The 12,507-nt window shown below is 45.1% G+C and carries 11 protein-coding genes; 1 reads left to right on the top strand and 10 read right to left on the bottom strand.

All coding sequences use genetic code 11. The annotated features are described in order from the left end of the window. Window positions 1-49: 49 nt before the first annotated feature. The 9 genes from R7H07_RS17320 to pilM form a co-directional block, all read right to left on the bottom strand. Window positions 50-889: a Dam family site-specific DNA-(adenine-N6)-methyltransferase gene (locus R7H07_RS17320; RefSeq protein WP_005382762.1), complete on the bottom strand. Its 840-nt coding sequence runs from the start codon at window positions 887-889 to the stop codon at window positions 50-52. Between the two features lie 69 nt (window positions 890-958). Next, a complete protein-coding gene (locus R7H07_RS17315) occupies window positions 959-2,470 on the bottom strand; it encodes an SPOR domain-containing protein (protein WP_065274914.1) in 1,512 nt (503 codons plus the stop codon). Window positions 2,471-2,522: 52 nt separating this feature from the next. Continuing rightward, window positions 2,523-3,623: a 3-dehydroquinate synthase gene (aroB, locus tag R7H07_RS17310; protein WP_005381318.1), complete on the bottom strand. Its 1,101-nt coding sequence runs from the start codon at window positions 3,621-3,623 to the stop codon at window positions 2,523-2,525. A 32-nt stretch (window positions 3,624-3,655) separates the two neighbouring features. Beyond that, a complete protein-coding gene (gene aroK, locus R7H07_RS17305; protein WP_005381319.1) occupies window positions 3,656-4,174 on the bottom strand; it encodes a shikimate kinase AroK in 519 nt (172 codons plus the stop codon). Window positions 4,175-4,361: 187 nt separating this feature from the next. Beyond that, window positions 4,362-6,107 carry a type IV pilus secretin PilQ gene (locus tag R7H07_RS17300; protein ID WP_005382765.1) on the bottom strand — a complete coding sequence of 582 codons (1,746 nt, stop codon included), beginning with the start codon at window positions 6,105-6,107 and terminating at the stop codon, window positions 4,362-4,364. A gap of 25 nt (window positions 6,108-6,132) precedes the next feature. Continuing rightward, complete coding sequence (locus R7H07_RS17295) at window positions 6,133-6,648, bottom strand: pilus assembly protein PilP (protein WP_005382766.1); 516 nt, start codon at window positions 6,646-6,648, stop codon at window positions 6,133-6,135. Beyond that, window positions 6,638-7,231, bottom strand: coding sequence for a type 4a pilus biogenesis protein PilO (locus R7H07_RS17290; RefSeq protein ID WP_033907305.1), 594 nt, complete (start codon window positions 7,229-7,231; stop codon window positions 6,638-6,640). The genes R7H07_RS17295 and R7H07_RS17290 overlap by 11 nt, the downstream gene beginning before the upstream one ends. Continuing rightward, window positions 7,224-7,799: a PilN domain-containing protein gene (locus tag R7H07_RS17285; RefSeq protein WP_206959977.1), complete on the bottom strand. Its 576-nt coding sequence runs from the start codon at window positions 7,797-7,799 to the stop codon at window positions 7,224-7,226. The genes R7H07_RS17290 and R7H07_RS17285 overlap by 8 nt, the downstream gene beginning before the upstream one ends. Further along, window positions 7,783-8,799: a type IV pilus biogenesis protein PilM gene (gene pilM / locus R7H07_RS17280; protein ID WP_017821733.1), complete on the bottom strand. Its 1,017-nt coding sequence runs from the start codon at window positions 8,797-8,799 to the stop codon at window positions 7,783-7,785. Before pilM ends, R7H07_RS17285 begins: the two co-directional genes overlap by 17 nt. A 144-nt stretch (window positions 8,800-8,943) precedes the next feature. On the opposite strand from pilM, the gene R7H07_RS17275 reads away from it, so the two are divergent. Further along, complete coding sequence (locus R7H07_RS17275) at window positions 8,944-11,505, top strand: penicillin-binding protein 1A (RefSeq protein ID WP_005381325.1); 2,562 nt, start codon at window positions 8,944-8,946, stop codon at window positions 11,503-11,505. Window positions 11,506-11,557: 52 nt separating this feature from the next. Here the strand turns inward: R7H07_RS17275 and oxyR are convergent, their stop codons facing one another. Continuing rightward, entirely contained in the window at window positions 11,558-12,469 is a 912-nt protein-coding gene (gene oxyR / locus R7H07_RS17270) for a DNA-binding transcriptional regulator OxyR (RefSeq protein WP_005381326.1), read from the bottom strand. Window positions 12,470-12,507: the final 38 nt, after the last annotated feature.

Genomic DNA, 12,507 nt, shown 5'->3' with positions numbered 1-12,507 from the left:
TACCGAAGCCAGTGGGGAGATCCACTATTTAGATATAATAGTGTGAGAATTAAGAGCTTGATTTATCCATGTCTGGGGCATGAAAAAGCGCAAGTAGCTCATCAACTTTATTACGACCGTTACCATTACGGCTAATGGTACGCTTTACTTTTACCACATTAAGATCCGCGCCGTGATACAACCGACGTGTCAAGGTAGTGTCGTGATTAGAAATCAACACAGGAATGCCACGTTCAGTCGCTGTTCTTTCAGCAATGTCGGCTAATGCAGCTTGGTCGTCCAACGTGAAACCATTACCTGCGTATGAGGTGAAATTTGCCGTATTTGAAAGCGGCGCATAAGGTGGATCGCAATACACGACGCTCCCTTTGCGCGCACGACGAAATGTTTCAGGATAACCTTCACAAACAAACGTAGCTTTTTTGGCTTTTTCTGCAAAAAACTCCAGTTCCGCCTCAGGGAAATACGGCTTTTTGTAAGAGCCAAACGGTACATTGAAGCCACCTTTTTTGTTGTAACGGCATAGGCCATTAAAACCAAAGCGGTTCATGTACAAAAACGCTAAAGAGCGGTACATCACGTCATCGGTTTTATTAAACTCAGCGCGAATGTGTAGGTAGGCTTCTTTGCGGTTGTTCTCAGCGACAAACCAACGCTTCGCTTCAGAGATATACTCTTCAGGGCGTTCTTTCAGCAGGTTGTACAGATTGATCAAATCTGGATTGATATCTGCAAGTAGATAATGGTCATAATCGGTATTCAGAAACACTGAGCCCGCACCAACAAAAGGTTCAACTAGCTTTCGAGCCGGCGGCAAATGACGTTGGATGTCTTCAACAAGTCCGTATTTTCCTCCTGCCCATTTAAGAAAGGCTCGTTGCTTTTTCATCTACTGCTCTATCTATCGACCAAAAATTAAGGCTGCGGAATGTAACATATTTTTCAGGGAAGCTCAGGTTTATTTCACTCGTTCAATTTCACGGTGAACCTGACGGAGTGATTTTGCCCAAGGACTCACCGACTTAACCGAATCTGGCAAGCTTGCGACGGCATCACGAGCCATTTGAATTGTCGGATAATCTTGATATGTGATGATATACCACTCGGTGTCATTACGAACGGTAGGATAAATTCGCACTTGATTATTCAGTTGATGCTCATTGAGAAAGGATTGTACATCTTCCATTGAGGTCATAGCTGCGAGTTGTAAAGTATAAGCTCTTGGCGATAGCGCTTTTAGTTCTTCACGGGCAAATGAAAACTTCACAACAGGTTGGTTTACGTCACCCTCTTCTGACTGAGCAGGTGCTTGCGCCATATCTTGATTCGGTTTTACGACTTTAATCAAAGGAGAGCTAGTTTCATCGGCGGTTTCTGTCTTCTCAATACCTACGACGTCATCAATCGCTTTTGTGTCTGCTGAATCAGTTTTACCTTCAAGCAATGCATCGACCACATTCGACTCAATCACCACTCTTTGTTGATTGTCATCACTGCCTACGCTCGCTACTTCTTCTGTCACTGCTGGCGGTAATGAATCAGAATCATCAACCGCACCAGACTTATCAGGACTGCTAGAACCATCGGTTACAGGTTGCAGTGAAGACTGCGCTGCACTGATTCCTGACTCTTCAAAAGTTGGAATAGCCGTTTGCTCTAAACTGCCAGCAATTTGCTGCGCTTTATCATCAGGGCTTGGTTGACTAAGCATCCACCAATAGCCACCAGCAGCAAGCAACAGTAATACTAATACCACCAACGCAATATTCAGGGGTGAACCGACAATCGAGCGGATAATGATCCTTTTTTCCACTTTCATCTCTCCTAACGCCATGATGTCACCCGGTACTGGGTCGACTTTTTTAAATGCATCTCTAACCCGTTTCTCAGACTCATCATCGACGTAGCGCGCAACAAGTGACTCAAAGAAACGACGAGCTTCCACTTCGGACAACATATCAATATCAAGCTCAACAGGCTTTATCTCTTGTCCATAACTGAGACGTGCTAGCAAACCTTCTAAACGTCCAGACTGTGTAAACAGTAGGATATTGATGGTCCAATTTGGCTTATGGTGCGCCTCTAAGACCAGCATCCAAAGCTCAGAGATAAGTGTCTCACTCAATAAATGCGCATCATCTACAACAATTGCAATGTCACACGGCTCATCACCTAAAAGCCTTTCAAGGCTATCAAGTAAAGGCTCTTGCTGATTAAACAATGCGTCTGAAACCAGTTGACTCAAAATAAGGACGCGATGCTGCACATCGTCTTGATTAGAATGACAAAGTAACAAACATTGATTCTTGTTACTGGCACCCACTTCAAGGTATCGCTGCGCTAGCCAAGATTTCCCGTACCCATCATGACCATTAATCGCAATGAGATTGGAACCAAAGTTAGTCAGTAGACCTAATCTATCAAGCAACTCGATTTGAGAATCTAATTCCAGTACGTGAGCAACACTCATCTAATAACCTTAATACACTACAAGAATGACGCCCAAAGGCGCCATTACAAGGTTAAATATCGCGACCGAAGTCTATCGCCTGTTTGAGTACGTCTTGCGTCGTATCAGCAATTACCTCGGCAGTGCCAATGCCTGTAGGCAAAACCAATCGTAATTGACCAGAGAGGACTTTCTTATCTCGCATCATGTGCTTGATGAAGTCATCGAAATTCATACTGTCTGGAGTATGCACAGGCAGTTTTGCACGACGCAAAATCGCAACAATACGCTCAAATTGCTCTTCCGAGATCAGACCGCGTAGATGCGACGTTTTGGCCGCCATAACAGTGCCGGAAGATACCGCTTCACCATGCAGCCAATTGCCATAGCCAAGTTCCGCTTCAATCGCATGACCAAAGGTGTGACCTAAGTTAAGCAAAGCACGGATGCCCGATTCTTTCTCATCCTGAGCCACCACTTCCGCTTTTATTTCACAGCAACGTGCGATCGCATAAGTTAGTGCTTCTTCATCCAACGCATACAAGCGCTCAAGATTGTCTTCTAACCATACAAAAAAATCTGCATCGTAAATAATGCCGTACTTAATGACTTCGGCGATACCCGCAGCGAACTCACGTTCAGGCAACGTCGACAGGCAGTTCGTATCAATGATCACGGCTTTAGGTTGGTAAAACGCACCTATCATGTTCTTACCCAACGGATGGTTAACCGCGGTTTTTCCACCAACCGAAGAGTCCACTTGGGATAGTAATGTGGTCGGTATTTGAATAAAGTCGACCCCACGCTGGTAACAGGCAGACGCAAAACCCACAAGGTCGCCAATAACACCACCACCTAACGCGATGATCACAACATCACGAGCATAACTCCCTTCCAGTAAGAAGTTCATTACTTGATTAAATACATCCAAGTTTTTGTACTGTTCACCGTCAGGCAATTCTAACAAGGATGCACTACAACCGAGCTGCTCGAGTTGCTTTAAAATTTTGTCTGCATACAAAGGCGCCACTGTGACATTACTGATCACAACAACTTTTTGTTTTGCATTTTTGTTTGAGAGAACTTGAGAGAGGTACGCCGGGTCCTCAAATAACCCGGCGCCAATAGAGATTGGGTAGCTACGCTCAGCTAGGTTGACCGTAATCCGTTCCATCGGTTTGCTCCAATTAAAAAAAAGATAAAGACTTATCTCTCTTCTAGCATTTTTACGATCTGGTTGGCTACCACTTTTGCACTTTGATCGTCAGTGCGAACAGTGTAATCCGCTACTTCTTCATATAAAGGATTACGTTCTTCAGCTAATTGCTCCAGTACTTCGCGAGGGTTATCCGTTTGAAGTAAAGGACGCTTCTTGTCGCGGTTTGTACGCGCAAGTTGCTTTTCAATCGTCGTTTCTAAGTAAACAACAACACCACGTGCCGAAAGACGATTGCGGTTTTCTTTGCTCTTAACAGAGCCACCGCCAGTCGCAAGCACGATGCCTTGCTCTTGTGTTAGGTCTTCAAGTACCGCTTCTTCACGCTTGCGGAAGCCTTCTTCACCTTCTACATCAAAAACCCAAGAGATGTCTGCACCAGTGCGTTCTTCGATCACTGTATCGGAGTCAACAAACTCCATATGCAGTTGCTGTGCTAGATGTCTACCAATTGTACTTTTGCCGGCGCCCATTGGGCCAACAAGGAAAATATTACGTTTCTCAGCCATGTTTAGCAGTAATTTACAACATTGATTCAATAAGATCGCCACAAGAAAACACAGCTAAACTGCTGTTCTACAAGGCTTGTGGCACCAGTTCCTCACAGATAATTCGTGATAAGACCCGAAATTATCCAAGCATGGTGCCACTATTGCAACTTTATTTTTGATTTAATCAGTTTTTCCCGAGACAGAACTACTGAATCACCACCTTAGGCGTGACGAAAATTAACAGCTCACTTTTGCCAACATTCTCATAACTTCGACGAAAAAGAGCACCTAATAGCGGCAGGTCGCCCAACAAAGGCACTTTGTCCACCGAGTTAGTAATGCTGTGCTGAAAAATACCACCAAGAACGACCGTTTCACCGTTATTCACTAACACTTGCGTCCCGATACGTTGAGTATCAATCGCAACAGCTTCACCAGTGCCTGTCTTCACGACTTGTCCTGGTCTATCTTGCGTGACACTTAAATCCAATACTAAGCGGTTATCCGGTGTGATTTGCGGGGTTACCTTCAAACTTAATACCGCCTTTTTGAACGTCACCGTCGTTGCACCACTTGATGATGACTCTAGGTAAGGAATCTCTGTACCTTGTTCGATATAGGCAGGTTTCTTATTGGTAGTGATCAAACGTGGGCTCGAGATAATCTCAGCTTTAGACTCTTGTTGCAGCGCAGAAAGCTCAAGATCCAACAAGGTGTCTGAACCTAACTTTGCGACCTGAAAAGCAATGCTGGTCGCATTCGGGCTGGTTGCAGCTAAGTTTACATTTAGGAAGTCATCGATCCCTACTCCATCACCGTCACCACCGTCATCACCCCCTTCTCCATTATAGAGACCGATCGTGGCGAGGTTGTTCTCAATAGAACCACCCACTGTATTACTGCCATTAATAGACGTAAAACCCCAACGAATCCCTAACTCGTCCATGTTACCTTCATTGATGGTCACAATACGCGCCTCAATTTGAACCTGTTTAACTGGAATATCCAAAGACTCAATAATTTCTCGAATCACCTCGATGTTTTCAGGTAACTCTCTAATCAATAACGAGTTAGTTCGCTCATCAATGGTCATACTGCCGCGCTCTGACAGCATGCTGATATTTCCTTCACCATTGATCATCTCCGCAATGTCTGATGCTTTAGCAAAATTAACTTTGATGATTTCAGATGAAAGCTCTCCCATTTCTTCCGTCAGTTTTTGTTTTTCTAACTGCTGCTTCTCACGCAAGTCCAGCTCATCAGTCGGAGCAACTAAAATCACGTTGCCATCAACACGCTTATCTAACCCCTTAACTTGCAAAATAATATCCAGCACTTGCTGCCAAGGGACACCATCAAGACGAAGCGTGAGGTTGCCTTCTACAGAGTCGGAGACAACCAAATTGAATTGGTTGTAATCAGCAATAAGCTGCAAGACGTTTCGCACAGGAATATCTTGGAAGTTAATCGAAATAAGCTTACCTTCTCTTTCTAAAATGCTTTTATCTGGGGCTTTCTCATTGGGTTTGATCTTCGCTACTTTGATTTCCAAAAAACGCCCCGTTAAACGGTAATCATGCATGTATTCTTCATTGATGTGCGCAACCAAGCGCGTCGTCGAGGTGTCGCGAAACACTTCTACGCTCTCAACCACAGTCGAAAAGTCTTTCACGTCTAGGAGATACAATTGCTCGTCTTTTACTGAAGTGTTAAGCAAATCGATACTTAACCCTTCCTGTACACGCTTGATATCTACAATCGCGGCCGGTGACGCCAATTCGACGACAATCACGGCGTCTTTATCTTTATTAGTTCGAAAGTCGATACTTTTTAGGGCATTGGACGAAACTTCTTCAGCTGCCGCTAAAGGGGCTAAAAATACAAACAACCATAAGGAGAAGAGCCCAGTAAGTATCCTTGGTGTACGTGTTAATCCTTGTCTCATTTTCATTACTCAATATCAAAAATAAATGGGGCTATCTCAAAGCCAACTTAACTTTACGTTTTTGCCAACATCCTAAGCCGTCGGGCAACGTTTCATTAATCAACAAGTAGGAGTGGCTGACATGGGTCACTTTGCCATTATTGCGTCCGAGGTATTGACCCGGCTTAACTTTATAGACGGTGCCATTGGGAGCCTGAACAAGGCCAGAAACCGTGTTATCCATGCCCATGACACCTTTCAAACGTAATTGGCTTAATGGGAATTTTTCTAATTTACCAGTTCGCCTTCTTGAGGGCGGTTGCCAACAATCTTTTCTTGCAACTGGCTGAGTCGCGATAGTGGCTTCTTTGGGTAATTCAAAGGGTGCACGCTGTACTTCCGGTGCGTACGTGACTGCAACATATTTGTCTGCGGGCTTAAGCTTCTCGACCTCTCGACGCGCCTGTGTTTCCACTCCTCGAATAAAATCCGTCAATGATTCATCATTCGCCTGGCAACCCATCAATAGAGAACCCATCAGTACCAGCAACAAAGACTTACTTGTCATTTTTCGTCTCCTCCGGCTTAAACTGATAGGTGTTAGCGCGCACCCGAAAGTGCAGGGTTTCACTCTCTTGGCTGACACGTTGCCAAGTCACATCTTTAAACGTGATGATTCGAGGTAGCGTCGCTATCGCCTGAGAAAAATGGCCGATGTCATGAAAGTCGCCCGTTAACTCTATGTTTAAAGGAAGACGATAAAGGAAGTGCTCTGATTGTTTTTCACCCCAGTCGATTCGGGTGAAAGTCAGCTTATTGTCGATGCCAAGCTCATTCACTGAAGCGAGCATTGTAGCCAGCTCTTTTTGCGCAGGCAGTTGTTGCAGTAATAACTCGTAACGAGTGGTAAGTTCATCCAATTGAGATTGAAGCTGAGGCAACGCTGCCACTTTGTTCGCTTTGATCTTCAATGCCACCTTGAGTGTCTGCTCCTGCTGGATCAAGTGATTCAACTGTTCTTCTTTCGGTTTAAGGTAAAACCAATAACCTAAGCCTTGAATCGCCATGATCAGAAGCGCGATTACTACAATCTGGGGCAACAATGGCCACTCGGCCATTTCATCTATTTCGAGATCCTGCCAATCAACCACGTTGAGCCTCCAATTTCTTCTCCGTTACTTTGAACATGAAAGACACTTTGAATGTTTGAAACTCTTTCCCAAAACGGGCTTTGCCGTGAACGATGGAATGCATTTCTACGTCGTTCAACTTGGCCGAGTGCTCCATGTTGTCCAGCATCGTGGCAAGTTTTGGAGTGCTATCTGAGATCCCAGAGATCTCAATTTCCAGATCATTCATTTTGATCTTGTCGACATATACACCTTCAGGGATAACGGCAGGCATTAAGTTCATGAACTCGGTCGTTTTGTTTCGTCCGTTTTGTAAACCTTCAACGACCTTTAGACGTTCGAGGATTTTGCTGTGCTCTTGCTCTGCAATTTTCATTGCTTCAATACGCTGGTCGAGTTCGGCAATGTAGTGAGTGAGGTAATCGAGCCGATCCTGTTGTTGATCTTGTTGGTACTCAAAAAACTTTCCAATACCCCACTGGATGCCAACAGCGACCAACATGCCTAATGCGACCAAACTGATGAAACGACGTCGGTGCTCTTCTCTTTGATTCTCTCGCCAAGGAAGTAAATTAATGCGATAAAGCACGGGCGCCTCCTAGCCAATGAATGCCACGAACGGCCAGTCCGGCTGCTGTTGAGAAATGCTGCCAATCCACAGCACGACGCTTACGCTTAGACACCTTCATCTCAAATAGCCCTAGCGGATTTAGCAATTCACACTCTAACGACAATTGTTGAGACAACTCCTCTGCGAGCATGGGAGTGGAGGCCCCTTCCCCTGATAACCAGATACCCTTGATGTTTTGTGAGCCATTGATTGAGGTATAGAGCTGCATCTGGCGCTTTACTCGCTCTATGATTTGACGGTTAAACAGCTCTGTTTTCTCCTGAGCATCATCGGACAGAAAATCGACTGGAGAAGCGCTGTTTGCTCCGCGTGTGCCGTAAGCAAACTCTTTGTGAAACAGTTCACCTTGTTCGGTAAACATGGTGAAGGAGCTCGATAAGGTGCCAATATCGAGTAAGCAGTATTTGTTTTTGTCAGGAAAGCGATCGGCGGTGAGCTTCCAGATATGACCAAGGCTTTGCGAATGCACGTCCACTAAAACAGGTTTTAGTCCGGACTTTTGTAATGCATCGACTCGGCCTTCTACCACATCTTTTCTTGTCGCAAACACTTGATAGCTATCACTGCCACTCTGCCCGCCCTCAGCGCGAAGACGAACGAAGTCTAAACTCAGCTCTTCGACAGGGAATGGCGATTGATGAGAAAAGGCTTGTATCACTGCAAACTCAACTTCACTCTCTTCAAGATTTTGTTCTATTTGCAGTTTCTTGCTAATTACCGAGTTATCAGGAACTGAAATCGCAACTTTTTTAGCGCCAAAAGGCAGTTCTTTTTTTATCTGCTTGAGGGTCTTTACAATTTCTTGATGATTTATGGTGTTATTTTCAGCGACAATACCTTCCTTTAGTAATATTTCTTTGTAACCCAACAGAGCGTAATTGTTGCCTGTGGGTTTAAGTACTACGGCTTTGAGGCTGTTATGGCCTATATCGATGCCGGTAACGATTAGCTTATCCATCTCTTACTCTCGCTCCGAAATTTCTTCGTGCAAAGGTTGTTATTAGCATCCAAATAAGAGTTAATATCTCTTATGTGCTAAATTTTTGACCTAAGAGTACAAGGGTTTGCCGTTACACAGCCTCAACCAATCAGGGATTCTCCGGTGAAGTTCATAAAGCGTTTATTATTTTTAACATTGATTTGCATAATTCTTGGAGTCACCACAATATTTGGCTTCTATCAGTACGTGAAGCCTGAATTGCCAGATGTTGCAACTCTAAAAGACGTTGAATTACAAACACCTATGAAGGTGTTTAGTCAAGACGGGAAGCTGATCGCACAGTTCGGTGAAAAGCGTCGTATTCCTGTTACTTATGACGAAATTCCTCAAGACTTAATTCACGCGCTCATCGCAACCGAAGATAGTCGTTTCTATGAGCATCCTGGTATCGACCCTATCGGCATCACTCGTGCAGCTGTTGTTGTTGCGGTTTCAGGCTCGGCTAAACAGGGTGCAAGTACGATTACGCAACAGCTAGCTCGTAACTTCTTCTTATCTAATGAGAAGAAGATCATGCGTAAGATTAAAGAGATTTTTATTGCTATCCATATTGAGCAGCTTTTAAGTAAGCAAGAAATCATGGAGCTTTATGTCAATAAAATCTTCCTTGGTTACCGCTCATATGGCTTTGGTGCTGCCGCTCAAGTGTATTTTGGCAAGAGCCTTGATGAATTGACGTTAAGTGAGATTGCAACACTCGCTGGTATGCCAAAAGCGCCATCAACCATGAACCCAATTTACTCTCTTGAGCGCGCAACAAAACGCCGTAACGTTGTATTAATGCGAATGCTTGATGAGAAATACATTACACAAGAGCAGTATGACGAAGCACGCAATGAGCCTATTGTGGCGCGTTATCATAGCGCTGAGATTGAGCTTTCCGCACCTTACGTAGCAGAGTTGGCTCGTGCATGGGCAGTAAAAGAATACGGTGAAGAAGAAGCTTATACCTCTGGCTTGAATATCTACATGACTGTGGATTCTAAACTGCAAGATGCTGCAAATACGTCTGCGGTAAATAACCTCTTGTCATACGATGAACGTCATGGCTACCGTGGTGCAGAAAGTGTGCTTTGGAAAGAAGGGGAAGCGGCCTGGGACAATGAGCAAATAGAAAAGCACCTGAAGAAACAGCCAACTTATGGTGACCTTTACCCTGCGGTTGTGACGAAAGTCGATGATAAGACGGCACAAGTATGGGTTAAGAACCATGAAGAGCAAACCATCCCTTGGACTGGAATGCACTGGGCGCGTAAGTACATTACTGATAACCGCCAAGGCTCAACACCAAAGTCAGCGCATGATGTGCTAGCGACAGGTCAACAAGTTTGGGTTCGCGAAGTAAGTGAAACCGATGAAGATGACAACACAACACTGAGCTGGAAACTGAGCCAAGTGCCGACAGCAAACACCGCGTTTGTTGCGATGAACCCAGAAAATGGCGCGATATTGTCGCTGGTTGGTGGTTTCAACTTTGTTCACAGCAAGTTTAACCGTGCAACCATGTCAGTGCGTCAGGTTGGTTCAAGTATCAAGCCTTTCATCTACTCGGCAGCAATTGACAAAGGGCTGACTCTAGCCACTTTGATTAACGATGCGCCGATCAACAAGTGGGATGCAGGTTCTGGTTCAGCTTGGCGACCAAAAAACTCACCACCGACTTATGGTGGTCCAACGCGTCTTCGCCTCGGCTTAGCTCAATCAAAAAACGTCATGGCAGTGCGTACACTCCGTGAAGTTGGCCTCGAGGAGACACGTCAGTACCTTACTCGTTTCGGTTTTGATATTAACCAAGTACCGCGCTCAGAGACCATCGCACTCGGAGCTGGCAGCTTAACACCAATGAAAGTGGCACAAGGTTACTCTGTGTTTGCGAACGGTGGTTATTACGTTGAACCATTCTATGTAGAACGCGTGGAAGATGCATTCGGTGAAGTACTGTTTAAAGCCAATCCAAAGAGTGTTTGTCATAAGGATTGTCCACAAATGAGCGAGCAGCCAGAAAATCGCTACGCTGATGAATTTGGCGAACAAGACGTCGCAATTGACGGCCTTGCAACAGACAATGCCCTTGAAAATGATGAACCTCAATATGCACCGCAAGTTATCTCTGAACAGAATGCATTCTTAATGCGTGAGATGATGTACAGCAACATTTGGGGTGGCGGTAACTGGCGTGAAGGCACAGGTTGGAATGGTACAGGCTGGCGCGCGCAAAAACTTGGTCGTCGTGATATCGGAGGTAAAACGGGTACAACGAATGATTCCAAGGATGCTTGGTACAATGGCTATGGACCTGGTGTCGTTGCGATAGCTTGGGTTGGCTTTGATGATCACTCACGTGCACTTGGCCGCACCACAGTTAACAGCAACCTAGGGCAAGGCCAAATTTCTGGTGCCGAGTCGGGTGCGAAAACCGCAGAGCCTGCTTGGATTGACTTCATGCGTGTTGCGCTAGAAGGGACGCCGGAGCAAGGTAAAAATATTCCAGAGGATATTATTCGAGTTCGTATTGATCGCAACAGCGGTATGCTAACGCACAAGGTAGATAGCACATCAATGTTCGAATACTTTGAAAAAGGCACGGAGCCTACCGAATACGCTGGCGACCGTTTAGAAGATAGTATTTATTCTTCAGGTTCTGGCGCAGAAGAACTGTTCTAAATCACAAAAGCACAAGGGAGAGCATCAAGCTCTCCCTTTTTATTTCTGCTTTTTATGCTGCAGCATTCAATGATGGATAAGAAGCCAACACCTCTTTAATCTTCGCTGCTAAAGCTTCAAACCTAGCTCGTAATGGTGAGCCCGGACGGTATACGAGCACGATATTACGCGAGGGGGTTGGGTTAACAGCTGGTACGTAGCATACGCCATCTTTTTGCTTCTCATTAGGGATAGAAAGCTGAGGCAATAACGTAATCCCCGCACCGGCAGCAACCATGTTGCGTAACGTCTCCAAGCTGGTGGCTTTAAAACGCTCATCGTCTTTTGCACCAGCGGCAAAACAAAAACCTAACGCTTGATCTCGCAGACAGTGGCCGTCTCCCAACGCTAAAACGGTTTTACCATTCAGCTCCAACATATCAACATGGTCGAGAGAGGCCCACTCGTGGTCACATGGCACTGCGACACTTAATGGCTCTTGATACACTTCGATCTCTTTAAATGGCGCAGTTTCATCAACCGAAGCTAAAACTAAGCAATCTAGTTTGCCTTCTTCCAATTGACGCACTAATTGATGTGTCTGAGCTTCGTGCAGAAATAGCTCCAGCTCAGGAAATGCTTCTTTTATCTGCGGCAGAATTTTGGGTAATAGATAAGGCCCAACCGTCGGGATGAAACCAATATGCATCGGTCCAGTCATGGCTCCGCTTTGACCGCTTGCCATATCTCTGAAGGTTTTCACTTCACTTAAGATGCGTTTAGCCTGCTCCACCAGCTGTAACCCTGAATCGGTAAACAAAACACGTCGGCTGCTTCGCTCTAAAAGCGTGGTCCCGAGTTCATCCTCTAGTTTACGAATTTGCCCACTCAATGTTGGCTGGCTAACAAAACATGCCTCTGCCGCTTTGCGAAAGTGCTTATGTTCCGCAAGTGCAACTAAGTACTCAAAATCTCGAATATTCATAATTCACGCTTCGCTTCTTTAACAATAGCTAATACCTA

It is taken from the genome of Vibrio sp. Vb1127, from assembly GCF_033338735.1.
In the GTDB taxonomy this organism is placed as follows: Bacteria; Pseudomonadota; Gammaproteobacteria; order Enterobacterales; family Vibrionaceae; genus Vibrio; species Vibrio alginolyticus.
This window is presented reverse-complemented; position numbering and strand designations above follow the sequence as displayed.